Below are 24,367 nucleotides of genomic sequence, written 5' to 3' on the forward strand. Positions count from 1 at the left end.
GACAAATTCAAATGAATGGATCAAGTTAATGGAAAAAGAGCCATCGATTAATGGACAATATGCATAAAATAAAAGCAAAAACAATGAGATAATATACGAAAATGCGAGTGATGGGTTGACATAATTCATATTATAAAATACTATATAGGCACAACGTAACATTAATAAAATTTGAACGGAGGAATGTTTCATGAAACCGCTATTTCAGAATGTCCGGTTCGGCGCGCACCCGATCTGCTGGTGCAACGACGACATGCTCGACCTTGGCGACGAGTACTCCTTTGAAAACATCATCGACGAGGCGGCGGAAGCGGGCTATACCGGTATAGAGCTGGGCCGCAAATTCCCCAAGGAACCAAAGGCGCTCCGGCAGGCGCTGGACGCGCGCGGCCTGCAGTTGACTTCCGGCTGGTGCGATACCATGTTCGCCTGCGCCGAGCTGCGCGACAAGTATTTCGACATGTTCCGCGAAAAGGCGAAATTCCTGCGGGATTGCGGCTGCGACGTCGTCGTCGCGGCGGAGGGCACGGGCTCGCGCTGCTGGGACCCGCGCGAATACCGCGCCAAAAAGGGCGTGGAAAAGCTGGACGACGAACAGTGGAAGCTGTTTTTGGACGGCCTGAATGAAGCCGGGGATTTTGTAAACAGCCTTGGCATGAAGCTCGTCTACCATGTGCACACAGGCACCTGCTGCGAGACCTATGAGGAGACCCAGCGCCTCTGCGCCGGCACCGACCCGGACAAGCTGCACCTGCTGGCCGATACCGGGCACCTGCACTACTGCGGGGTCGACCTTGCGCGGTTCTTCCATGATTTCGCGGACCGCATCGCCTATGTGCACTTGAAGAACATCCGCGAGATCGTGCTCGACGTGGTGGAGGATTATGACATGGATTTCAATTCCTCGGTCAAATGCGGCATCTTCACCGTGCCGGGGGACGGCGGCATCGATTTTAGACCCATCATGCAGATCTTGGCGGACAAGGGGTACGAGGGCTGGATGATGGTGGAGGCGGAACAGTACCTGCCCAGCCCCAAGGCCCTGCACTTTATGAAAATGGCGCGCGCATACCTGCGCGAGATCACCGGCGTTTGACGAAAACGGAACCGATAAAAAGGAGGCTGGAAAAAATGAATGTACTGGCAATCGGCGCGCACCCGGATGATATCGACATTTACGCGGGCGGCACCATGCTGCGCTATGCGGAGCGCGGCGACACGGTAAAATTCTGCGTTGTGACGAGCGGCAACATCGGCCATTACGACTATGACCGCGCGGAGCTGGCCGCGAAGCGTAAGGCGGAGCAGCTGAACTCTGCGGCGGTCGCGGGCGCGGAGACCCTGTTTCTCGGCATGGACGAGCGCATCGTGGACGACAACCCGACGCGCGACGCGATCGTGAACGCGATCCGCTGGGCCGATCCCGATGTGATCTTCACGCATTGGCCCGACGATTCCAGCGTGGACCACCATGTGATCGGCACGATCGTAAAGCAGGCGCTGCTGTGCCTGAAATGGAAAAACCAGAAGACCGAGTACCCGCCAATCAGCAAGCTGCCCAAGGTGTTTTTCTGGGAGCCGAACGGCGGCTTCCACTACCAGCCCGAGCAATATGTCGACATCACGGATCAGATGGAGCGCAAGCGCGCTATGCTGGCCTGTCACAAATCGCAGGTGGAGCTGGAACAGGACTATATGCACGCGATCGAGGCAATGGGCATGTACCGCGGCTTGCAGGCGGGCTATGCCTATGCGGAAGGGTTCAAGGCGCATCTCTCGTTTGAGAATCCGCCTGACTATAAGCTGCTGCCCTAGGGCGGCGCGCCGAACCGGGAAAGGAAAGAAACAAACCGCGTGATCGAAGGAGGGAACCCACATGAAAAAAAGACTATTGGCATTGGGACTGAGCTTGGGACTGATTCTGGCGTGCGCCGGCTGCGGAGGCGGCGACGGCGCGGGCGACGCGCCGCAGGGCGAACCGCAGGCCGACGCGCCTAAGGCTGCGGAAAAGCTGCTGCTCGGCGTATCGCTGCAAAACACGGGCGACGTGTTCGACCGTATCCTGTACGAAGGCATGATGGCGTACGGCGAGGAGCATAAGGACGAGATCGACCTACAGATTCTAAACGCCCAAGGCGACGTCAACACCCAGTTGACCAACGTCGATCAGCTGATCAACTCCAAGGTCAAGGCGCTGGTGCTGTGGCCGCGCGACGTGGACGCGCTCACGCCCGCGGTGGAGGCGGCGAACGCGGCCGGCATTCCGGTGGTCTGCGTCAACACCCGCACCAACGGCGGCGCGTATACCTATGTCGGCTCGAACGATGAGGAGGCCGGGCGCATTCAGGGCGAGTGGCTGGCCGAAAAGCTGCCGGAAAACGCGAAGTACTGCTATCTGATGGGGCCGATCGGCCATTCCGGACAGATCGGCCGGAAAAAGGGCATGCAGGCGGTTTTGGCAGAAAAACGCCCGGATATCGAGCTTTTGGCCGAACAGACCGCCGAGTGGGACCGCGCGAAAGCGATGAATATCACGGACGACTGGCTCAAGAGCTTTCCCGAGGTGACCGCGATCGTCAGCCAAAACGACAACATGGCGCTCGGCGCGATCGAAGCCGTGCGCACGGCGGACAAGCTCGATTCCATCCTCGTCACCGGCACCGACGCGACCGAGGAAGCGTGCGCCAGCATCAAGGCGGGCGATCTGGCCATGTCGGTCTACCAGAACGCGCACGATCAAGGCTATTTCAGCGCCGACGTTGCGCTGAAGCTCGCGCGGGGCGAATGGACGAAGGGCGATATGGATATTCCCTTTGAAGCGGTGGACGCGGAAAACGTCGACCAGTACATTGTGCAGTATGAGGCCGCCGAGTAACGGCAGGTCCGGCGGCGCGCCATGGAGACGGCCTCGAATGGAGGGAACGGCATGACCGATCAAGCTGATGTGATACTCGAGCTGAAAAATATCGAAAAATCCTTTCCGGGCGTTCGCGTGCTCAAGCAGGTGTGCTTTACGCTGCGCAGGGGCACGGTGCACGCGATCGTCGGGGAAAACGGCGCGGGCAAATCGACGCTGATGAAGATTCTGAGCGGCATGTATCAGCCCGACGCCGGAGAGATCTGGCTGGAGGGCGAGCGGGTGCGCATCGCCAATGAAAGTCAGGGCATCGCGCGCGGCATTTCGATGATCTATCAGGAGCTCAATTCGGTGCTCGATATGACCGTGATGGAAAACGTGTTTCTGGGGCGTGAGATCACGCGCTTGGGGCTGACCGACAAGGCCGAAATGCGCCGCCGGACGCGCGAGGCCCTCGCGGGGCTGGACATGGCCATCGACCCCGATACGATGATGCGCAGCCTTTCGGTGGCCAGCCGCCAGATGATCGAGATCGCCAAGGCGGTCTCGCGCGAAGCCAAGATCATCGTCATGGACGAGCCGACCTCCTCCATCTCGCAGCGCGAGGTGAGCGAGCTGTTCCGGCTGGTGCGGAAAATGAAGGCGCGCGGCATCTCCGTCATTTATATCTCGCACCGGTTGGAGGAACTGCCCGAGATCGCGGACGAGATCACGATCATCCGCGACGGCGCGTGCGTTTTTGGGGGCGCGGCGAACGCGGTGACGGAAGGCGAGATCATCCGCCACATGGTCGGGCGCGAGCTGAACGACCTGTTCCCCAAGACCGAGGTGCCGATCGGCGAGGAGCTGCTTCGCGCCGAGAATTTTTCCAGCGCGGGCGTGTTCCGTCAAATCAGCTTTTCCGTGCGCCGCGGCGAGATACTCGGCTTTTCCGGGCTGATCGGCGCGGGCCGCACCGAGGTGATGCGCGCGATCTGCGGGCTGGACCCGTGCGATTCGGGCAGCGTGTTTCTGGCGGGCCGCCAAAAACGGATCAAAAACCCGACGGACGCGATCAAAAGCGGCATCGCCATGATCTCGGAGGACCGCCGCCGGTACGGTCTGGTGGTCATCCGCAGCATCCGCGAAAACATGATGCTCGCGCATATGAGGGCGTTTGCCGGCAAGCTGGGCCTGCTGAACAAGCATAGGGAGACCGGCGTGATCGGGGAGCAGATCGAGCGGCTGCACATCAAAACGAGCGATATCGAACTGCCCGCCTCGACCATGTCGGGCGGCAACCAGCAAAAGGTGGTGCTCGCCAAGTGGATGGTCCGGCCGCCGCAGGTGCTGATCATGGACGAACCGACCAAGGGCATCGACGTGGGCGCTAAGTATGAGATCTACAAGCTGATGTGCGAGCTGGCCGGGGCGGGCATGGCGATCATCATGATCTCCTCCGAGCTGCCGGAAATTCTGGGCATGAGCGACCGCATCATCGTCATGGCGGATGGAGAAAAGCGCGGCGAACTGACGCGGCGCGAGGCCACACAGGAAAAAATCATGGCTTTATCAGCGGGAGGGAGCAGGAAATGAAAGCGAAACTCGGTGGTTTGAATTTCGGGCAGATGTTCCGAAAATGCGGTATTTACGTGATTCTGGCGCTGTTTATCATCATCAGCACCATCCTGCGGCCCGATGTGTTCCTGACCAAAGCAAACCTGATCTCTATTTTGGTGCAGATCTCCATGACCACGATCTTGGCTTGCGGCGAATGCGCGCTGATCTTGGCCGGCAGCGTCGATCTGTCGGCGGGCTCGCTGGTCGCGCTCACCGGCACGGTCATGGTGGGCATGTATGAAAGCACGGGCAGCATTCTGGCCGGCCTTGCGGCGGCGCTGGTCATCGGCGCGGCGATCGGTCTGGTCAACGGTTTTATCATCACCCGGTTCGCGCTGCCCGCCTTTATCGTCACGCTGGGCACGCAGATCCTCTCGCGCGGCCTTGCGCTGGTCTACGCCAACGGCATGCCGATCCCGGTCACGGGCAGCTCGTTCCGCGTGCTGGGGCAGGGCAAGCTGTTCGGCCAGATCCCGTACCCCATTTTAGTGTGCATCGCGGTGGTTCTCTTTTCGCTGGTGCTGGTCAACCGCACGGCCTATGGCCGCTCGCTCTACGCCATCGGCGGCAATGAGGAAGCCGCCAAGGCCTCGGGCATTAAAACCGCGCGCGTGCTCACGGTGGCGCACGTTTTCATGGGCCTGCTCGCGGCGATTACCGGCTATATCCTGATGAGCCGCACCAACGTCGGCCAGCCGTCCGCCGCGCTCAACTATGAGTTCGACGCGATCATCGGCGTGATTCTGGGCGGCACCAGCTTTTCCGGCGGCATCGGCACGGTCGGCGGGGCCGTGGTCGGCTGCGTGGTGATGGGCGTGCTCGCCAACATCATGAACCTGATCAATATCTCGCCCAACTGGCAGTATGTGGTCAAAGGCATCATCATTCTGTTCGCCGTGGTGCTCGATGCGACGACCAAAAAGCTGAGCCTTCGCGCCAAAGCCTGATTTTCCAAAGGAGTGTAAGCAATGAAAATGAAAGCGGTATATATGCACGGCCCGATGGACCTGCGGATCGGGGAGCGCGAGCTCGAACCGCTCCGCGAAAACGAGGTGCGCATCAAAATCGCGCGGTGCGGCATCTGCGGTTCCGATCTGGGCTGTTACAGCGGCAAAAGCAGCGAAGGGCGGTACGATATCGCGCCGTATATCCCGGGCCACGAATACGCGGGCACGGTGGTGGAGACCGGCCCCGCCGTGCGCGACCTTGCGGTGGGCGACCGCGTGACCGGCGATTGCAGCATGGGCTGCAACGCGTGCGAAAACTGCAAAAACGGCAAAATGCCCTCCGCCTGCCTGCACGGGGACGAGGTCGGCTTTCGGCCCTATACGCCGGGCGCCATGGCCGAATACCTGACGCTGAAGGAAGGCAACGTGCATCGCCTGCCACCTGATTGGCCGTTTGAAATGGGTGCGTGGGTGGAAACCTTCTGCGTGGGTTATTTCAGCATTTGGGGCGGCAACGGCCATTTGGACGCCGCGGAGGATGTGCTGATTATCGGCGCGGGCTCGATCGGCCTGTGCGCCGCCATGACGGCCAAGGCTTCGGGCGCGCATGTGATCGCGGCCGATCCGCTCGCCTTCCGCCGCGACGTCATCCTGCGCTACGGCGCGGATGAAGCGCTCGACCCGACCGCGCCCGACTTCGCCGAACAGCTTAAAGGGCTGACGGGCGGCACGGGCCCCAGCTATGTGGTGGAAGCCTCCGGCACGCCCGCCGGCGCGGAAAACGCGGTAAAGCTGGCGGCGGACGGCGCGCGGGTGCGGCTGGTCGGCATGTGCGAGCGGGATATCACCATCAAGCCCACCGATCTGATCTTTAAAAACCTGAGCGTCAGCGGCTTTAACGGCACCAAAAACGCCATGGTGCGCACGATCAAGTTCATGGACCGTATCCGGGACAGCTATGATTTCGCGGCGCTCAATACCAGCTTCTATCCCTATGAGCAGGCCAAGGCGGCGTTTGATTACGCCCTGCAAAACGCGGGGAGCGAGATCAAGGTGATGCTCACGTTCGACTAGGGCGACGGCCGAAGCCCTGTTCCGTACTGCGGCTCCAATCGCGTTACGAGCGGCGAATATGCCTGAAAACGCCCCAATTTGTGCAGAATATTGCGTGCCTTGCTTGAAAGTGCGCCGGTAAATCGGTATAATAAATGGGGACATCATGAATAAATGGAATAAAGTTTGAGGGTAACCGAAAGTGAAAAGAGTAACGCTGAAGGAGATCGCGGACAGGCTGAACGTGTCCGTCAATACGGTTTCGCTGGTGCTGCGCAACCAGCCGGGCATCAGCCGGGACACGCGGGAAGCTGTACTGAAAACAGCGGAGCAGCTCGGTTATCAGCCGCGCGCCGTGGCCGCGTGGAGGAATGTGCTGATCCTTTCCAACATCGAAAATACGGGCGACACCTATTTTTCTAACGAGTTTTTCAAGCAGATCAAGCTGGAACTGGAGCTGAACGGCTGTATCGCCGTTGCGCTGCACAATTTAAACGCGGTCAGCATCGAACGCATGCGCGAGGTGATCGACGAAAAGGGCGTCGAGGGCATCGTGGTGATCGACGAGATCGGCGAACAGCACGCGCTGCTGTTGCAGCAGCTTGGGCTGCCGGTCGTGCTGTACAGCTTTTATTTTCCCAAAATACCGTTCAGCAGCGTGATGGAGGACAATATCAGCGCCATGAGCCTGATCGTGTCGCATCTGCGCGCCAAGGGGTATGCGCGCATCGGCTTTATCGGCAGTTTGGACAGCAGCAAATCCTTTGCCGAGCGCTGGCTGGGCACCATGCTCGCGCTCAAGGCGGAAGGCATGGAGGTGGACATGCGGCGCATGTTTATCGACCATACCTACAGCGAATGCTGCGACGTCGGCTTTTTAACGCAGCTTTTTACCGCCAGCCCGCTGCCGGACGCGCTGCTTTGCGGCAACGATAAAATCGCCATGGCCAGCATCAAGGCGCTGGGGCGGCTCGGCTACGCCGTGCCGCGGGATATCGGCGTGGTCGGGTTCGACAATTCCGAGCTCGCGGGCCTGTGCATGCCGACGCTGACCACGGTCGATAACAATTCGCATTTGCAGGCGCGCACGGTCGTGCGCCGCCTGACCTATATGATGGACAGCGAGCGGCCGGTTCCGGTGGAACGCATCATCACCCCCGTCGCGCTGGTGCTGGGGGAATCCTGCTAAACTTCTCTTTTTCTCTTTCTCTTCTCTAGGGCGCGCGGCGCGGCGGCTTTTTGGGCCCCCGCGCCGCGCGCCCAATGTCATTAAGTTAAGAATGAGCAAGTAATAACTGGGCAGCAAATACCCTTTGGGCTCCCCCCGACGAGGGCATATGCGTAAACTTAAGCAGCGTATGCATAGCGCGCTCTTTGGGCTTCCCCCAACGAGGGGAAGCTGGGCCGCGCGAAGCGCGGGTCTGATGGGGGGCGTAAGAACCATTGGCATTGATGTGCGCAGTAACCTTCCAATGCGCTATTCGTTACGCCCCCCATTCGTCACGCGCCTACGGCGCGCGCCACCTTCCCCTCGTGGGGGGAAGGCCAGAAAACGGTCTTTGCCCCCGCGCATTGCTTAAGTTTACGCATATGCCCTCGTCGGGGGGAGGCCAAAGGGTGGTGCTATGCCGTATTGGAGTCGGTTATTCTTCATTTAATGACATTGGCCGCGCCCCACTATTTTCCGGTGGAAAACTCCATACGGATTTCATAAAACCGTGCTATACTGGTCGAAGAGCGAGGAGGCGATCGCGTGAAGCGGATTTTGGTGGTAGAGGACGAACTGGAAATACAGGAGCTGCTGCTGGCGTACCTGCGCAGCGAGGGCTACGCGGTTACCCCGGCGGGGGACGGCATGCAGGCGGTGGACTTTTTTCGCCGGGAGCCGTTCGATCTGGTGCTGCTCGACGTGCTGCTGCCCAAGATAGACGGCTTCGGCGTGTGCGAGCTGATCCGGCGGGAATCCCGCGTGCCGGTGATCATGCTCACCGCGCTGGACGGCGAAGCCGAACAGCTGCGCGGCTTTGATCTGGAAATAGACGACTATGTGACAAAGCCCTTTTCCATGCCCGTGCTGCTGCGCAAGATCGCGGCGGTGCTGCGCCGCGCGGGCGGGCAGACGGAGAGCAACCTGCTGCGCTACCGCGACCTGCTGCTCGATCTGGACGCGCGCGAATGCACGTTTCAGGGCGCGCCGGTCGAGCTGACCCAGCGCGAGTTCGACCTGCTCTGCGAGCTGGTGGGAAAGCCGGGCCGGGTGCACACGCGCGAGGTGCTTTTGAGCCGCCTGTGGGGCTATGACTTTTTGGGCGACGAGCGCATCGTGGACAGCCATATCAAGAACCTGCGCAAAAAGCTGCCCGCGGATTATATCGAAACCATCAGGGGGGTGGGCTACCGTGCTGCGAAGGAAGCTTAGAGAAAGCCTTACGTTCCGCATTTTCAGCGTCACCTGCCTGCTGCTTCTGCTCGCGGGCGCGGTGACCTTCGGCTTCATCGTTTGGGCAACGCCCACCTCGTATCTGACCATCATGACCAGCGATCTGGATGAAAAGGCCGAGGTTTTGGCCGAGCGTCTGTCCGCCACCGCGTTTGACGACAGCGGACCCCTGCTGGACGCTTTTGTGCGGGACGAGGCGGACGTGATGATCGTCGGCCCGGATGGAAAAATCGTGCAAACGCCGTCCAACCTCGCGGTCAGCCCGGTGTACGAGGATGATGATGAGAATGTCGTGGTCGTTTCCATCGGCGGGGGAGAGGATACGCTCGCCGTTTCGTCTGACGTTTCCGGTGCGGTCGCGGAAACGGTCTCTGTGCTCACCTCGTCGGATGCATCGGGTGAAATGACCTACGCCTTTGAATATCCCGACCGGCAGGGGGAATACACCATGGTGGTGTCGCCCCGCGTGCGGGTGGCGACCAATCAGGCGGTATCGGCGCTCGGCAAGGTCGCGCCTTGGCTGCTGGCCGTTATGCTGGTCTTTTCCGTTTTGTGCGCGCTGTTTTATTCCCGCTATATCACGCGGCCCATCGTGCGGCTGAGCGGCATTTCCCAGCGCATGGCGGAGCTGGATTTTGACTGGAAATGCGGCGAAAAGCGGCTGGATGAGATCGGCGTTTTAGGCCGCAGTCTGGATGAGCTGTCCGGCCGCCTGTCCGCCGCGCTGGGCGACCTGCAAACCGCGAATGAAACGCTCAAAAGCGATATCGACCGCGAACGCGAGCTCGAACGGCAGCGGCTGCAATTTTTCTCCGCCGCCTCGCACGAGCTGAAAACCCCGGTGACCATCTTGAAGGGCCAGCTGACCGGCATGCTCGAAGGGGTGGACGTGTATCAGGACCGCGACGCCTATCTGGCAAAATCCCTGCGCGTGACCGCTCGCATGGAAGCGCTGGTGCAGGAGATTCTCACCGTGTCGCGCATCGAATCGAACGGGTTCGCGCTGCGGGAGCAGCCGACGGACTTGGGCGAAGCGGTAAGCGCCCAGCTCGCGCTGGATGAGGATTTGATCGAGCTAAAGGGCCTAGCGCTCACCGCCGAACTGCCCACGGGCACGATCGTTTCGGCCGACCCCGTTTTGCTGCGCAAGGTGCTGGATAACATATTGTCCAACGCGGTGTTTTACGCGCCGGAGGGGGCGAAGCTGCGCGTCGCCCTGCAAACGGAGCCGGAGGAGGCCGTGCTGACCGTGGAAAACAGCGGCTCGCACATACCGGAGGACGCGCTGGCCCATGTGTTCGAGGCCTTTTACCGGGCGGATAGCTCGCGCAACCGCCGCACCGGCGGCAGCGGGCTGGGTCTGTACATCGTCAAGATGATACTCGACCGCCACGGCGCCGGCTACGCCATACAAAACACGGCGGACGGCGTGCGGTTCACCATCCGCTGGCCGAAAAAACTACCCTAACAAAATAGGAAAGGCTGTTGCAACATGGGTTGCAACAGCCTTTTTTAGCTTATACACTTTGATACACGGTGATGGCCATGGCCACATCCAACACACAGGAGCCGACGCTTTCGTACAGGGTGATCTCGCCGTCGCTTTGGCGGCCGGGAATGTTTTTTACCAGCACGTCGCCCACGCTGCCGCGCACCTTGTCACGCGCGATCAGGCCCTGCGCAAGGGGAATCAGAATATCGCCCGCGGCGGCCCACAGCCCGTCCACATGCTCGGTGACGACAAAGCTTGCTTGCTCAACGGTCTGCGCGTCGATCTCCTGCATCGTGGGGGTGAACGAGCCAATGGCGTTCACATGTGTGCCGGGGCGGAGCGCCGCGCCGTCAAAAACGGGCGTGCGCGAGGGGGTGGCGGTACAGACGATATCGGAGCCCTCCACGCACTGTTCGCCGCTGCCGCACGGGATGATCTCGTACGGGCGGTTGCGGGCGGCGGCGATCCGTTTGGCAAAAGCGTTCATGCGCTCCGTGGAGCGGTCGAAAATGCGAAGCTCGGTGAGGGGGCGGACCTCCTGAATGGCCAATGCCTGCGTAAAGGCCTGCGTGCCGGTGCCGATGATGCCGAGCCTGCACGCGTCCCGCCGCGCCAAAAGCCCGGTGGCGACCCCGGCGCTCGCGCCGGTTTTCAGCGCGGTCAGGTAATTGGCGCCGATCAGGGCCAGCTGCTCGCCGTTTTGCGTGGAATACAGGCTGATGGTGGATTGGTCGCAGGGCAGCCCTGCTTTCACATTGTCCGGAAACACGGCTGAAAATTTGGAGCCGAAGATCGGCATATTGGTACAGACGGCGGTGAGCCATTGCCCCATGTTTTTTTCACTGCCCACCGGCATGACGATGCGGCCGCCGGGGTACATTTCCCCCCTGACGCAGGCGCGGTAGGCGTTTTCCACGGTTTGCAGCGCGGTTTTCATATCGAGCGCCGCGGCGGCCTGCTCTTCCGGGATGATCTTCATGTTTTTCATAAGAAACGCTCCTTTTTACGCCCAGATATCGCCGACCGTAAAACCGTTCGGGAAGGGGTCGGTCGGGTCGAGCACATAGGTGTTGTAGCCGTAGATCCACGATTGTCCGCCCACGGTGGGCACCACCGCGTCGTAATCGCCGATCTTGGTCTCTTCCACCAGTTCGCCGGTGTAGACGATGCCGAGTATGCCCTCGTGCCGGAACTTTTGGTGCAGGGGGAGCTGGCCCTTCGCGTGCAGCACCGCCATTTTCGCGCAGGTGCCGGTGCCGCAGGGGCAGCGGTCGAGCGCGGCGGTCCAAGTGGCGGGATTGTCCAGATCGACAAGGCCGCTGCCGACGCGAACGGAATTTTTCCAGTCTGCCGCCGGGTTATCGGTGGGGCCGGACAGCTCCACATTGGTGATGCCGATGCCGGGATAATCCGGGTGGGCGACCGGAAGCTGCTCCTGCGCCGCGCCGAGGATGAGCGACGTGACGCGGGCGATCTCCGCGCCGTGCGACGGGATCAGCTCCAGCCCCGGGAACTGCCGCACATCCGCGATCACGTAGAACATGCCGCCCCACGCCACGTCCACCGTCACCTTGCCCAGATGCGGCACCTCGATCTCCCGATCCAGATAGACCGCGAAGGCGGGCACGTTGCGGAAGGTGACCTGCGTGACCTTGCCGCCCTGACATTCGGCCTTGATGCGGATCAGCCCGGCGGGGGCTTCCAGCGTAAACTCTGTGACCGGCTCCTGCATGGGCAGCATACCGGTTTCCAGCAGCACGGTGGCGACGGAAATGGTGTTGCCGCCGGACATGACAGGGTATTCCACCTGCTCCATAATGATAAAGCCCGCGTCGGCCTCCGGGTGCTTGGGGGGCACCAGCAGGTTGACGCACATCGGCGGATAGCCCCGCGGCTCGCGGCACATCAGCATGCGCACCTGATCGTCGTTTTGTTCCAGCCATTTCATTTGTTCGTATACGGTGGCCCCGGGAATATGCGGCACGCCGCCTGTGATTACGCGCATGGGTTCGCCGGAATGGGTCTCAACCGTGGTAAAAATCCTCTGAAAGCTCATGACGGTACCTCCTTTTTGATAGTTTTACAATAGTAGACCCGCGGGGGCAAAGCAAGCCGCACTTTGCACAAAACACGCCCTGCTGTTTTTCCACTTTGCACAGTGGCCCAAAGGATTTTGAACCTGTAACGCAAGTGGTCCTTTATTTCGCGTACCACTGGACGTTTCTGTTTTCCACAAATTTTTATGGAAAGCTTCGTGAAATATGCCCAAGGTGGGTGGGAAAACTTGCGGCCCCGTCCGGTACGCCTTATAATGAAAAATAACGGCAAGGGGGATTGTGAAAATGAAACACCAATGTATTGAGGAAGATATCCGGGGCCTGATTCTTTCCGGCGACGGGGTGGCGGCGGACGGGCAGCTTTGCAGCGAGCGCGATCTGGCCGCCCGGTTTCGGGTCAGCCGTTCCACGGTTCGCAAAGCGATTGATTCCCTGTGCAGCCAAGGCTGGCTGATCCGCTTCCACGGCCGGGGAACCTATGTGAAGAATATGAAGGATTTTCACTGTTCCCAGTCGCTCTATTCGGTCACGCGGTGCGCCCAGCACTATGAGGAGCTGGGCATGCAGCCGCTCGTTACGGTATTGGAACAGGCGGTGGTGCCCGCGAACCAAACCATTGCGTCCTATTTGAAAATCGCGGAAGGCGATCCGGTTCTAAAGCTGCAAAAGCTCTATCAGGCGAACCGCCTGATCCTCAATCTATCGGTCTCGTATCTGTCGCCGGCGGATTTTCCGGGTATCGAAAATCAGGATTTTTCCATACCGATCTGTGAGGTGCTCCGCGCCCGGTACGGCGCGTACCCCAGAAAAACGGAAAACACCATCGAAGCCGTGCTGCCCTCTGCGGAGATCGCCAAAAACCTAAAGATCACGGAAACAACGCCCATTTTGCTGTTTGAATCGCTCACGACCGGCATCATGAACGGGCGTTATTTGCCGCTGGAATATTATAAGACCTATCACCGCACGGATCACCTGCGCTTTCGCTTTGATCAGGAACACGAAGCGGTGGACTGAAACCGCCGTTTCTCCACACAAAACACAAATAGGCTTCAAGGGCGGTTCAAAGTCCGGCGGTATCCTTATCTCGTACTCCAAACGAGAAAGGATGCCTGAACCTTATGGAAATCACGATCGATCATCTGAATATGACCTACCCGAACGGCAAGCAAGCGCTGCGCGATATTTCGCTCCAGCTTGCAAGCCCCAATCTCATCGGCCTGCTCGGGCCGAACGGCGCGGGCAAAAGCACGCTGATGAAGCTGCTGGTGGCGGGCCTTATGCCGACGGAGGGCGAGATCCGCGTGGACGGCGCGCCGCTGCGCAGGCACGAAAAGGAACTGAAAAACCGGCTGGGCTATCTGCCCCAGTCCTTCGGCCTGTATGACGAATTGACGGTGTGGCAGTTTTTAGACTATATGGCCGCCCTCAAGAACATACCGGACGCTAAACGCGCGATCGATCAGGTCATCGAAGCGGTCAACCTATCGGAAAAGCGAAAGGCGCGTATCCGCACGCTTTCGGGCGGGCAGCGGCAGCGCGTGGGCGTGGCGCAGGCCCTGCTGGGCGACCCACAGTTTTTGATCTTTGACGAGCCGACCGTCGGCCTCGACCCGGAGGAACGCATCCACTTCCGCAACCTGTTCTCCCGCGCCGCGCAGGACAAGATCGTCGTGCTTTCCACCCATATTATCGAGGATGTGCAGTCCGTCTGCAACCGGCTGATCGTGATGGACCGGGGCCGCGTCCGGTTTGACGGCACGCCCGCCGCGCTCATCCAGCGCGCCGAAGGGCACGTGGGCGTTTTTGAACAGGCGGAGGCCGCGTCAACGGAGGGGCTGCATATCACCTCGCGCGTGAATACGGCGCGCGGTATCCGCTGCCGGGCGGTCGCGGCGTTATTGCCCGCCTTTGTTCAGCCGGTCGAACCGACGCTGGAGGATGCGTACCTCTACTGCATCGCCGGGGAGGAAGCGCAATGAAAACGCTGCATTTCCTTTGGGTAGAGTGGGGGCGGCTGCTGCGCCGCCCGGCGCTGCTCGCGGTAGCGGTGCTGTCGCTTTTGTCGCCCATTCTGGGGCTGACGATCTACCGCCCGCTTTTTTCGGCCAACGCGGATACCTACGCGACCACCATGTCCGGCATGTACATCGCGAACCCCGCGCTGGCGGGCGGCCTGCTCGGCGCGTTCCTGTTCGCCGCGCTCACCGTTTTGGAGCTGGACCGCACGCGGCGGCACCGCGTCGATCTGCTGGTGGACGCGGTGATCTCGCCGCTCACCGCCGCCATCGTGCGGCTGCTCGCGCTCATGGCCGCCGCCGTCACGGTGCAGGCGGTGGTGGCGCTTATTTGGCTGCCCTTTACCATGCTCGCGGTGGGCGCGGTGTTTTCGCTGAAAACCTATTTGCTCTGCTACTTTGTCTTGATGTTCGGCGCGCTGCCGCTCGCTATTTTGTTTGCCGCCGCCGCGTACCAGATCACCGCGCGGGCCGATCTTTCCATCGCGCTGTTTATCGCGTTTGCCGCGCTCAGTCTCACCGTATGGAGCGGTAATTGGCTTCTTCGCTGGCTGAATCCGTCGGTTTTCGCGGTATCGGACGATTTTTCCAACAACCGGCTGTTTTACACCATCCTCTATATGCGCCTAACTTGGCTGCTCGCGCTTTTGGGTGTGTGGATCGTGTCGTACCTGTGCGTGCGGCGGTACGGCCGGGGCGCGTTCGGCTCGCTCCGCGTCAATCTGCGCCGGGCGTACCGGCCCGTCCTCGCGGCGCTGCTGCTCTTTGCGAGCGGCGCGGCCTATGCCCGGCAGCCGTTTTTCGATCACAGCGTGCCCTATGACGAAAACAGCGCGTTTTACCAAACAGAATCGGATGGAGCGGTCACTTGCTCCGCGCGCTATGCCGATGTGCGCCCCGATGTCCGCACGGGCGAGCTTTTCGGAACGGCCACCTACCAGCTGCATAATCAAGGCGGAAAGCCGTGCACGGCCGAGTTTGCGACCGATCCCGGCTACGCCATCGATTTCGTGACGGCAAACGGCGCGCCCGCGCCCTTTACCATCGGCGAATGGGAGGAGCAAAACGCAAAAACCTTTACCGTGGAGCTGCCCGCGGACGCGGAAATAGAACTGCGGATCGCCTACGGCGGTTACCCGCAGGATTGGAACATCGTCAGCGAAATACCGGGCGACCCGGAGATCAGCGATACCTATATGCGGCTGGAAAATTGGGTGCTCGCGCCCACGCCGCAGGATGTGGGGTACGCAGGGGAAGGGCCTGTGCCCGCTATTATGGATCTGACGCTGCCCGCCGGTATGCAGGCCGTGCAGTTCGGCGACGCAAAAACCGAGCGCCGGAGCGAGAACGCGGATGGCACGGCCACTTGGCGCATCACGGACACCGGCTATAACATGATCGTTTACGCGGGCGATTACGTGACCGAGCAGATCGAGGCGGCGGGGCTGACCATCGACCTGTACATCGGCCGCAAGCACAAGGAGATCATGGAGCAGGTGGGCGCGAAGGAATCCATCCGGCGGGTGATCGAGTACTGTTCCGAAAAATACGGCCCGCTTTCCTTCTACGCGGACGGCAGGTTCAAGCTGATCCAGACCCGCGTGGCGGGCGGCGGCTATGCCGGGCGCGGGGCCAGCTCGATGAACGAACTGGATTTCACCGCGAATAATCTTAAGGATACCGGAAAGGGCGGCGTCGCGGGCGAAGTCGTCATTCACGAGCTGGTGCACCAATGGTGGGGCCTTGGCAATATGTTCGATGAAGAAGATTTGTGGTCGTCCGAAGGGCTGACCGTCTACACCACCTATCGCATCGCCAAGGAGCTTTACGGTGAAGCGTACGCCAAGTCGAACTATATCGACCGTTGGCAGGAGCAAGCGGATGATTACTATCAAAATTTCTACGTGCGCCACCCCGAATATCTGGACGCGCTGCCCGAAGCGTTCCAGCTGGGGATCGCCGCAAGCCTTACCGGTACGCGCCGCTACGCCGAAATGCCGCTGAAAATATTAAAGGCGGAGCAGCTCGTCGGCGGGGAGCAAGCCATGGACAAGATCCTTTACGACCTTTTCCAGCGCGAGATCGATTATACGAATCCGTACCTGACCTATCAGCAATTTTTAGACGCCTGCGGGCTGACGGAGGAGGAGCTTGACCTTGGGTAAAATATATCGCTATGAGCTGAAACGCCTGCTTTTCAATAAGTTTTTCATCGGCATACTCGCGGTGACGCTGTTTTACGCCTATCAGGTGTTAACGCTTGAGGTGGTGCGGGGCATAGCCCACACCGCGCCGTTTTCGGCATGGAGCTTTGGGTATTATCTGGCGCGGGTGCTGCCGCTCGTCTGCATCGGCGAATTATTCTTTCTCACCTTTTTTGTTTCCAAGGCGGAAAAGCGCGTGGCGGTGCTGACGAACGCCACGCCCGTAAACGCGCGGCGTTACCTGCTCACGCGCAGTCTGGCCGCGCTTACGGGCACGGCGCTGCTCGCCGGGACCGTGCTGGTTCTGGGCGTGCTCTTTCTTTACCGGCTGTTTGGAGCGCAGGCTTACGGCGCGCTCGTTCTTCCGGCTATTTTGGTGCTTTTGCCCGCCATTCTGTTCTGCTTGGGGCTGGGCTGGCTGCTGGGGCGCGCGCACCCGGCGGGGGTGTACGGGGCCATGGTGCTGGCGCTTTTGCTCAGTGTAGCGCCCCTGCCGATCGAAGCGGGGTTTTCCCTCAGCGCCTTCTTTGCAAAAATGCCGCTCGGCACGTCCATGCTCGACCCGGCGTTCGCCGCGCCGCTCGCCATGCTGCTCATGCGGCTGTGCTATCTGCTCCTCGGCCTTGCCGCGCTGCTTTGGTGCTGCCGGGGCGCGGGTGTCGGTGGTTCGCTTCGCTCCCAATGAAATGCGCGGCGGTAGCCGCGAGGTTGGTGGTTCGCTTCGCTCACAATATTAATGCGCGGAGGTAGCCGCGGGGTTGGAGGTTCGCTGCGCTCACAATATAATGCGCGGCGGTAGCTGCGAGCGGCCGCGTGAGGTCACGCGGCCCTACGTAGGGTGAAACGCTTGTCTATGCGTAGGGCGGGGTGACCTCACCAATGTCATTTAGTTAAGCGTAATGCAAAGGCAAAAGCCGCGAATGACCGAAATAGTAGGGCGCGACGCCCTCGGCGCGCCGAACTCGGGAGAGCGTTACACCATCAGAAACCATGCTTCTCCGCTTGGCCTATCGGCCTGTTTGGTGCTTTCGCATACCCCGCCGCTTCGCTCCCGGCGCGCCGAGGCGTCGCGCCCTACAATCTCAGTGAATCCCTTGTTTTTTCCTATGCGTTTCCCTTATCTGAATGACATTGGCGACTCACCCCGCCGTTGACCGAGGGTACGATTATCACATACAAAAACAGCTAGACTATGTTCCTTTGTAAGAACACGGCCTAGCTGTTTTTTCGTTGTAAAGTTATTCTTGCGCCTGCTCGTCTTCGGTGGTATCCGCGTCTTCGTCCTTACTGGCAAGTGCAATCCCCCAACAATAGCAATTAAACATTTTTGTAGCTATTTGCGCATGCTTGCCGGGAAGTCTGGATAAACGAGATTCAATAGATGTAACATCAGAAATTTCAATTTCATCTTTTATAAGAGCGTCGCATGGTACAAGAAGCACATCGCTTAATCTGCGCAGCACTGGTACAGACAAACCCACAATACCACGCTCGACACCTGAGATATATTGAGGAGTCATGCTAAGGCATTCTGCTAATTGTTCTTGTGTCAAACCTGCCGCCTCACGAGCGATCTTAACACGAAGGCCTGTTTTAATATCTTCCTCTTGTTTATTAGCCAATACTCTCACCTCAATTTATACTTGTAGTTTAGATGAGATTGGGAGTATAATACCAGATATACACAATATGAATTTAAATCATATTTAAAATTGATATGCATCATTTACTGTGCTGCAAGTCGGTGGATTAGGTTTAACAATAGTATCAAATCGTCATATGAGAGCGGACGCATGTCATCCAATGCTTTGCGTATAAGCTGCGGATATAAAGTGTCAGAATCGAAAAATTGCATAGGTGTAATGTCAAAGTATTCACAAATATTTAAAAATTGTGCCATGGATGGTAAAGACTTGCCGGAACTGATTCCTTGAATATAATTTCTACTCTGACCTAAGTCTAAGCTCATTTGATATTCGGAAATGTCTTTTTTCATACGAAGCTCAGTAATTCTATTGCGGATATATGTCGTGTAGTCAGTATTCATTTTGTTTTCACCTCTACACAATCATACGGTTTTTTTTTACCCTAATAGCCAACTTAGAATATGCATATATAGTGAATATATTCGGTATACGCAAAGTTTAAAAGTGAAATTCATATTTGTATAAGTTTTTATTGCTCGATTTAATATTGAAATGATCAAATGGGGAAACAAGGGAGTGAATTGTAATGATAACAAAAATAACACAACAGGAATTGCACCAAATCCGGTATTATGACATGACCGATAAGCTGGTGGGAAAAAGCAATGCCACAGATTATAAAACACTGGTGTGTCAAATGATGGAGCAGTTTCAGGACCACTCGGTATTTCGTGCGGTCATCCGTCGCCTAGACGCTGAATTAAACGACTGGCTGGTGGAATCCAGCGAACAGAATATAAACGCTATATGGCCGGTAAGGGTACACTCAGAAATAAAGCTATGGAAAGTTACATTTTATGATGCTGGTGATAGGATCATCACGGATAAAACACAACCTTGGTGCCCGCATCCCAAAGAAAATCAGCGTGATCTAGTACGGTTTGGCGCTCTCTATTGTGTTTTATCAAACGCGATGGAAGGGGTGAGCCCGATTCTTGCTATACAAAGCAACGCGGCGCATGTACTTTATAACGGTAAAGCACATGTGTCGCACAAAAGGTCGGGAAAACTTTTTGAACAGGCCCTTGCCGAAGACTGGGCGGAAACCGAGAACCTTAAAATAGAGGCGGGGAGGGAAACTAGTGAAGCTGAAAAACAGGATTAACGAACAGTCCCTTGAGGAAGATACATTCTTTTTACCGGATTTCTTAGATTACTGCATGGCGCGATATTGGTATGTGTTCCTGCCCGGCACAGCTATGGGTATTCTTCTGGGATTGCAGATAGACCGCTTCGCTCAGTCACAACCGCTTATCGCTATTTTATATGCCTGTGGACAAATGGATACTTTCGGAGCGCTGGCTACTGGTTTTATTGCTGTTTATATTCCATTGTTCATTTTGTTCTATTTTGTGCTAAAGTTGAAGAAAAAATAAAAGAAAGGATGTTGCGTTTATACCGCAACATCCTTTCTTTCATATAAACGCTTATTTTTCCTCGCTCTGCATCTTTTTCACGATATCCTGAAAGCGGCCTGTGATATAGCCGTAGTTGTTTCGCTGATGCGGCGCCATGCAGGCGCTGCAATCCTTAATGCCGTTTTCGGTATAGGTAAAGTTGCCGCCGCAGTCGCGGCCCAGCGCGTAAAGCGGGCAATAGCAGAACAGGCAGTTAAAATCCTCCGGCTTGTCGGTCTTGTGGCAGGGGAAGAACTCGCACGCGGTGTTTTGAAAAAAGGCGAAGCCCTTTCCGCGCCAATATTCGTTTCCATTTTCCGGACACATGGCTTGGCACCTCCAATAATTTTTTGCAATACTGCACAGTCATATTAGCACAGGCGGGGTAAAATTTCAAGGGGTAAAAATATTGCAAAACCGCGCTATTTTTGGCGATAAGCTATTTACATGCGGGTTATAAAAAGATATAATAAAAAGCGATCGGGAAGCTTCCGCCACTTTGTGGACGGAAGAGGAAGTCGGGTGAGAATCCCGCGCAGTCCCGCTGCCGTATTAGGCGAGCCCTCGCACAAAATGCCACTGGGGTGCTTTGCACCTTGGGAAGGCGTGCGCCGGGCGATGACCCTTGAGCCGGAATACGATCCGATCGATAGGTTTTCACACTCTACGGAAGATAGGGGGGTGTCATTTTTTATGACCAATTTGAACCGGCCCAGCGGCTAAAACGGGCGCTCCGGGAGCGCAAACGGATTTTTTAAGACAAAAACTAACCGCTGACAAAGGAAGGTGCCAAATGAACAAAAAAATAAAAATGCTGTCGCTTTTCGCGGCAGTCGCCTGCGCGCTTACGTTCAGCGCACAGGCCATGCATATCGCGGAAGGGTATTTGCCCGTATCGTGGTGCATCGGCTGGTACGCCGTGTGCATCCCGTTTATCGCGGCGGGCCTGCATTCCATCCGCAAAAAATTGCAGATCAGCCCCCGTTCGATCACCCTGCTGGCCATGTGCGGCGCGTTCGCGTTCGTGCTGTCCGCGCTCAAGATTCCCTCGGTCACCGGCTCGTGCTCGCATATGACGGGCGTCGGCCTTGGCGCGATCCTGTTCGGGCCCGCCGCCACCAGCGTGCTCGGCCTGATCGTTTTGCTGTTTCAGGCCATTCTGCTCGCGCACGGCGGCCTGACCACCCTTGGCGCGAACGTGTTTTCCATGGCGATCGTCGGCCCGTTCGTTTCCTACGGCATTTACCGCTTCATGCGGAAAACCAAGCTGCCCGCGGCTGTGGGCGTGTTCTTCGCGGCGTTCCTAGGCGATCTGCTTACCTATGTGACCACCGCCTTTGAAATGGCCTTTGCGCACAACGCCATCGGCTTTTCCGAAAGCCTTGCCACCTTCCTCGGCATTTTCGCCGTCACGCAGATCCCGCTCGCCATTGCGGAGGGCCTGCTCACCGTCGTGGTGTTCAATGTGCTGGAAAAGTATACGGCAAACGAGCTGCGCGACCTGCGCGTGCTTTGAGGGAGGAACGAACTGATGAAAACAACTGCGATTTGGAAAAAGAACCTGCTGCTCATCCTGCTCGTTATCGTTTTGGCGGTGGCCCCGCTTTACCTGCGCCGCGGCGCCGAGTTTGGCGGCGCGGACGGCGAAGCGATGGACGCGGTGGAAACCATCCACCCCGGCTATGAAAGCTGGGCCGAGCCGCTGCTCGAACCCGCCAGCGGCGAGATCGAATCCCTTTTGTTCGCCTTGCAGGCCGCGCTGGGCGCGGGCGTCATAGGCTTTGTATTGGGCCGCGTGACCGCGCGCGGCAAAAAAGAATGATTGGAACCGACCGCTATTCTTACCGATCGCGCCTAAAGGACGTCGACCCGACGGCCAAGCTCACCGTCAGCTTGGTCAGCATTGTGTTGTGCCTCGGCACCGGCGGCATGCTGGCAAGCGTTACGGCGATTCTGGTCTTTGCCGCCCTTCTTTATTGGAAGGGCGGCACGCCCGCCGGCGATTTCTTCCGGCTGCTCCGCGTGCCGTTCTGGTTTCTCGTGGTCGGCGCGGTTACGGTGGTGCTCGCCCGGTTCCCGGATCGTACGGGGGTTTTATGGGGCGCCGCGATCGGCGGCAGCGTGTACGGTGTGTCGGCCGCGTCGCTCCTCGCGGGCGCGCGGCTGGTCGTCCGCGCGCTGGGCTGTGTGGCGAGCGTTTACTTTACCGTGCTGTCCACACCGGTGACCGATCTGCTGCTCGCCCTCAAGCGCCTGCACGTGCCGAAGCTGCTGCTCACGCTGATGGAGCTGATCTACCGCTTCATCTTCGTTTTGACCGAAACGGCGGAGCGCATGCGCGTGGCGCAGCAGGCGCGTCTGGGCTACGGCACCCTGCGGCAGAGCTTTCACTCGTTCGGCACGCTCTTGGCCATGGTGTTCATGCGCGCCTACCGCCGGGCCGACCGCATCTACGTTTCGCTTGAAGCGCGCGGGTATGAGGGCGAGGTGCAAACGCTGCCGCCCCATTACCAAAGCGGGCGCACGGTTTATCTGTGGTGCGTGGGGCTGACCTGTGCGCAGCTTGCCGCGTACCTGCTGGAAAGGGGGCTTACGCCTGTATGAACGCGATAGAAGCGGAAAGCCTTACCTATGTGTATGAGGATGGAACAAAGGCCCTTTCGGACCTGCGCCTCGCTGCGGCCGAGGGCGAGATCACCGGCATTTTGGGCGCGAACGGCGCGGGCAAATCCACGCTGTTTTTGTGCCTGAACGGGGTGTTGCGTCCCACGGGCGGCACGGTGCGCGTCGGCGGTTCGCCGGTGTCGTACGGCCGCAAGGGGCTGCAAAATCTGCGCCAGCAGGTCGGCATCGTGTTTCAGGACCCGGACGATCAGCTTTTCTCGGCCGACGTGTACCGCGATATTTCGTTTGGCGCGGTCAATCTGGGCCTGCCGGAAAGCGAGGTGCGCGCGCGCGTCGAACGCGCGATGGAGCGCACCGGCGTGATGGCCCTAAAGGACAAGCCGACGCACGCCCTGTCCTTTGGTCAGAAAAAGCGCGTGGCGATCGCGGGCGTGCTCGTCATGCGGCCCAAGGTGCTCATTCTGGATGAGCCAACCGCCGGGCTGGACCCGGAGGGCGTTGCCGATATTTTAAAGCTGTGCCGCGAATTTCAGCGCGATCAGGGCATGACCATTTTGCTCGCCACGCACGATATCGATCTGGTGCCGCTCTACTGCGACCGGGCGTATATCATGGCGGAAGGGCGCATGGCGGCCTGCGGCACGCCGGAAGAGCTGTTCCGCGATCCGGCGCTGCTGCGCGAAAACCATCTGCGCCTGCCCAGAATTTCGCACCTGATGGAGATACTCCACAATGAGGACGGCTGCGCGGTGGATACCGCCGCCGCGACCATCGGCCGCGCCCGGCGCGAGATCAAGCGCCTGACCGGAATAGAGTGATTGGAAAGGAATTTGCCGTGGAGCAGTATGTTGTAAAAAACCAAAAAAAGCTGCGCCGCGGCGTGACCACGGGCAGCTGTGCGGCGGCGGCGGCCGAAGCCGCTGCGCGCCTGCTGCTGACGGGGCGCGCGCCCTCGGCAATCCTTTTGCCCGTGCCCGCGGGCGAAACCCTTGCGCTGACGCCGGAGGAGGCTGCGCTTTTGGAGGGCGCGGCCTCTTGCGCCGTGCGCAAGGACGCGGGCGACGACCCGGACGTGACCGACGGCATCCGCATTTTCGCGCGGGTGGAAAAGCGGCCCCACGGCACCGCGATACAGGGCGGCGCGGGCGTGGGCCGCGTGACGAAGCCCGGCCTGTCGCTGCCCGTTGGCGAAAGCGCCATAACCCCCGGCCCGCGCGCGCAGATCGAGGCGGCTGTTCGCCGCGCGGCGGCGGAAAACGGGTACGGGGGCGGCTTTCTCGTCACCATTTCCGCGGAAAACGGCGCGGAGATCGCCCTGCGGACCTATAACCCGCACCTTGGCATCGTGGGCGGCATTTCAATTCTCGGCACGAGCGGCATCGTCGAACCGATGAGCGAAGCGGCCCTGATGGAGACCACGCATTTGGAGCTGAAAAGCGTTTATGAGCAGGGGGCCCGCGTGGCGCTCCTGTGCCCCGGCAACTACGGGGCGGATTTCGCGCGGGAAGCGCTGGGGCTCGATCTGTCGCGCGCGGTCAAGTGCTCCAATTTCATCGGGGACGCGCTCGATCACGCGGCCTATTTGGGCTTCCCGGAGATTTTGCTCATCGGCCACGTGGGCAAGCTCGTAAAGCTCGCCGCCGGGGTGATGAACACGCATTCCGCCGTGGCGGACGGGCGGCGCGAGGTGTTCACAGCGAACGCCGCGCTGTGCGGCGCGCCCCTGCCCGTGCTGGAAGCGCTGATGGCGGCGGTATCGACCGACGCGTGCATTGAAATACTGGACGCGGCCGGCCTGCGGGAGCCGGTGCTGGCCCGCGTCGGTCTTGCGGTGGAAGAGCAATTATCGCGCCGCCTCGCCGGCAAGGCGCGGGGCGAATATATGATGTTTTCCAGCAGGCACGGCCTGCTCGCGCGGTCGCCCGGCGCGGTGGCGCTCGTTCAAAAATTAAAGGAAACGGCAGGATAGAGC

At 59.1% G+C, this 24,367-nt stretch carries 25 protein-coding genes and 1 riboswitch; of the genes, 20 read left to right on the top strand and 5 right to left on the bottom strand.

The window, feature by feature from the left end:
- The first annotated feature begins 190 nt into the window (after positions 1 to 190).
- The 9 genes from iolE (at position 191) to NE562_RS08085 (ending at position 10,364) form a co-directional block, all read left to right on the top strand.
- The gene (iolE, locus tag NE562_RS08045; protein ID WP_280961888.1) at positions 191 to 1,096 is read left to right on the top strand and encodes a myo-inosose-2 dehydratase; all 906 of its coding nucleotides are present in this window, start codon (positions 191 to 193) and stop codon (positions 1,094 to 1,096) included.
- A gap of 35 nt (positions 1,097 to 1,131) precedes the next feature.
- Positions 1,132 to 1,815, top strand: coding sequence for a PIG-L deacetylase family protein (locus tag NE562_RS08050; RefSeq protein WP_280961889.1), 684 nt, complete (start codon positions 1,132 to 1,134; stop codon positions 1,813 to 1,815).
- 61 nt (positions 1,816 to 1,876) lie between these two features.
- Positions 1,877 to 2,875, top strand: a complete 999-nt coding sequence (locus tag NE562_RS08055; protein WP_280961890.1) for a substrate-binding domain-containing protein — start codon at positions 1,877 to 1,879, stop codon at positions 2,873 to 2,875.
- A 51-nt stretch (positions 2,876 to 2,926) separates the two neighbouring features.
- Positions 2,927 to 4,432 carry a sugar ABC transporter ATP-binding protein gene (locus NE562_RS08060; RefSeq protein WP_280961891.1) on the top strand — a complete coding sequence of 502 codons (1,506 nt, stop codon included), beginning with the start codon at positions 2,927 to 2,929 and terminating at the stop codon, positions 4,430 to 4,432.
- Positions 4,429 to 5,403, top strand: a complete 975-nt coding sequence (locus tag NE562_RS08065; RefSeq protein WP_280961892.1) for an ABC transporter permease — start codon at positions 4,429 to 4,431, stop codon at positions 5,401 to 5,403. Before NE562_RS08060 ends, NE562_RS08065 begins: the two co-directional genes overlap by 4 nt.
- A gap of 21 nt (positions 5,404 to 5,424) precedes the next feature.
- Entirely contained in the window at positions 5,425 to 6,477 is a 1,053-nt protein-coding gene (locus NE562_RS08070) for a zinc-dependent alcohol dehydrogenase (protein ID WP_280961893.1), read from the top strand.
- Positions 6,478 to 6,658: 181 nt separating this feature from the next.
- The gene (locus tag NE562_RS08075) at positions 6,659 to 7,645 is read left to right on the top strand and encodes a LacI family DNA-binding transcriptional regulator (RefSeq protein WP_280961894.1); all 987 of its coding nucleotides are present in this window, start codon (positions 6,659 to 6,661) and stop codon (positions 7,643 to 7,645) included.
- Between the two features lie 564 nt (positions 7,646 to 8,209).
- Positions 8,210 to 8,875 carry a response regulator transcription factor gene (locus tag NE562_RS08080; RefSeq protein WP_280961895.1) on the top strand — a complete coding sequence of 222 codons (666 nt, stop codon included), beginning with the start codon at positions 8,210 to 8,212 and terminating at the stop codon, positions 8,873 to 8,875.
- A complete protein-coding gene (locus NE562_RS08085; protein ID WP_280961896.1) occupies positions 8,856 to 10,364 on the top strand; it encodes a sensor histidine kinase in 1,509 nt (502 codons plus the stop codon). The genes NE562_RS08080 and NE562_RS08085 overlap by 20 nt, the downstream gene beginning before the upstream one ends.
- Positions 10,365 to 10,413: 49 nt before the next feature.
- Here NE562_RS08085 and NE562_RS08090 read toward each other — a convergent pair whose 3' ends face one another.
- Together NE562_RS08090 and NE562_RS08095 are read right to left on the bottom strand one after the other, a co-directional pair.
- Entirely contained in the window at positions 10,414 to 11,376 is a 963-nt protein-coding gene (locus NE562_RS08090; protein WP_280961897.1) for an ornithine cyclodeaminase family protein, read from the bottom strand.
- A gap of 15 nt (positions 11,377 to 11,391) precedes the next feature.
- Positions 11,392 to 12,444 (bottom strand): proline racemase family protein, encoded by a 1,053-nt coding sequence (locus NE562_RS08095; protein ID WP_280961898.1) that lies wholly within the window; start codon positions 12,442 to 12,444, stop codon positions 11,392 to 11,394.
- 286 nt (positions 12,445 to 12,730) lie between these two features.
- On the opposite strand from NE562_RS08095, the gene NE562_RS08100 reads away from it, so the two are divergent.
- From NE562_RS08100 to NE562_RS08115, 4 genes are all read left to right on the top strand, one after another.
- Positions 12,731 to 13,462, top strand: coding sequence for a GntR family transcriptional regulator (locus NE562_RS08100; RefSeq protein ID WP_280961899.1), 732 nt, complete (start codon positions 12,731 to 12,733; stop codon positions 13,460 to 13,462).
- A gap of 104 nt (positions 13,463 to 13,566) precedes the next feature.
- Entirely contained in the window at positions 13,567 to 14,427 is an 861-nt protein-coding gene (locus tag NE562_RS08105; RefSeq protein WP_280961900.1) for an ABC transporter ATP-binding protein, read from the top strand.
- Positions 14,424 to 16,628, top strand: coding sequence for a M1 family aminopeptidase (locus NE562_RS08110; protein WP_280961901.1), 2,205 nt, complete (start codon positions 14,424 to 14,426; stop codon positions 16,626 to 16,628). Before NE562_RS08105 ends, NE562_RS08110 begins: the two co-directional genes overlap by 4 nt.
- Positions 16,621 to 17,352, top strand: coding sequence for a hypothetical protein (locus tag NE562_RS08115; protein ID WP_280961902.1), 732 nt, complete (start codon positions 16,621 to 16,623; stop codon positions 17,350 to 17,352). Before NE562_RS08110 ends, NE562_RS08115 begins: the two co-directional genes overlap by 8 nt.
- Positions 17,353 to 17,905: 553 nt before the next feature.
- Here NE562_RS08115 and NE562_RS08120 read toward each other — a convergent pair.
- Together NE562_RS08120 and NE562_RS08125 are read right to left on the bottom strand one after the other, a co-directional pair.
- Positions 17,906 to 18,289, bottom strand: a complete 384-nt coding sequence (locus NE562_RS08120) for a helix-turn-helix domain-containing protein (RefSeq protein ID WP_280961903.1) — start codon at positions 18,287 to 18,289, stop codon at positions 17,906 to 17,908.
- A 104-nt stretch (positions 18,290 to 18,393) separates the two neighbouring features.
- Entirely contained in the window at positions 18,394 to 18,714 is a 321-nt protein-coding gene (locus tag NE562_RS08125; RefSeq protein ID WP_280961904.1) for a helix-turn-helix transcriptional regulator, read from the bottom strand.
- A 185-nt stretch (positions 18,715 to 18,899) separates the two neighbouring features.
- Between NE562_RS08125 and NE562_RS08130 the strand changes: the two genes are divergently transcribed.
- Both NE562_RS08130 and NE562_RS08135 read left to right on the top strand, forming a co-directional pair.
- Positions 18,900 to 19,478 carry a hypothetical protein gene (locus NE562_RS08130; RefSeq protein ID WP_280961905.1) on the top strand — a complete coding sequence of 193 codons (579 nt, stop codon included), beginning with the start codon at positions 18,900 to 18,902 and terminating at the stop codon, positions 19,476 to 19,478.
- Positions 19,456 to 19,749: a hypothetical protein gene (locus NE562_RS08135; protein WP_280961906.1), complete on the top strand. Its 294-nt coding sequence runs from the start codon at positions 19,456 to 19,458 to the stop codon at positions 19,747 to 19,749. The genes NE562_RS08130 and NE562_RS08135 overlap by 23 nt, the downstream gene beginning before the upstream one ends.
- A 51-nt stretch (positions 19,750 to 19,800) precedes the next feature.
- Here NE562_RS08135 and NE562_RS08140 read toward each other — a convergent pair whose 3' ends face one another.
- A complete protein-coding gene (locus NE562_RS08140; protein WP_280961907.1) occupies positions 19,801 to 20,097 on the bottom strand; it encodes a cysteine-rich small domain-containing protein in 297 nt (98 codons plus the stop codon).
- A gap of 137 nt (positions 20,098 to 20,234) precedes the next feature.
- Positions 20,235 to 20,432, top strand: a riboswitch (cobalamin riboswitch).
- A 131-nt stretch (positions 20,433 to 20,563) separates the two neighbouring features.
- Between NE562_RS08140 and NE562_RS08145 the strand changes: the two genes are divergently transcribed.
- Genes NE562_RS08145 through cbiD form a run of 5 tightly spaced genes read left to right on the top strand, consistent with a single transcriptional unit; the run spans position 20,564 to position 24,364 of the window.
- Positions 20,564 to 21,286: an energy-coupling factor ABC transporter permease gene (locus tag NE562_RS08145; RefSeq protein WP_280961908.1), complete on the top strand. Its 723-nt coding sequence runs from the start codon at positions 20,564 to 20,566 to the stop codon at positions 21,284 to 21,286.
- Between the two features lie 15 nt (positions 21,287 to 21,301).
- Complete coding sequence (locus tag NE562_RS08150) at positions 21,302 to 21,592, top strand: energy-coupling factor ABC transporter substrate-binding protein (RefSeq protein ID WP_280961909.1); 291 nt, start codon at positions 21,302 to 21,304, stop codon at positions 21,590 to 21,592.
- Entirely contained in the window at positions 21,589 to 22,374 is a 786-nt protein-coding gene (gene cbiQ, locus NE562_RS08155) for a cobalt ECF transporter T component CbiQ (RefSeq protein ID WP_280961910.1), read from the top strand. The genes NE562_RS08150 and cbiQ overlap by 4 nt, the downstream gene beginning before the upstream one ends.
- Complete coding sequence (locus NE562_RS08160; RefSeq protein WP_280961911.1) at positions 22,371 to 23,213, top strand: ATP-binding cassette domain-containing protein; 843 nt, start codon at positions 22,371 to 22,373, stop codon at positions 23,211 to 23,213. The genes cbiQ and NE562_RS08160 overlap by 4 nt, the downstream gene beginning before the upstream one ends.
- A 17-nt stretch (positions 23,214 to 23,230) precedes the next feature.
- Positions 23,231 to 24,364, top strand: coding sequence for a cobalt-precorrin-5B (C(1))-methyltransferase CbiD (gene cbiD / locus NE562_RS08165; RefSeq protein ID WP_280961912.1), 1,134 nt, complete (start codon positions 23,231 to 23,233; stop codon positions 24,362 to 24,364).
- Positions 24,365 to 24,367: the final 3 nt, after the last annotated feature.

This window comes from Butyricicoccus faecihominis (genome assembly GCF_024462775.1).
GTDB lineage: Bacteria > Bacillota > Clostridia > Oscillospirales > Butyricicoccaceae > Agathobaculum > Agathobaculum faecihominis_A.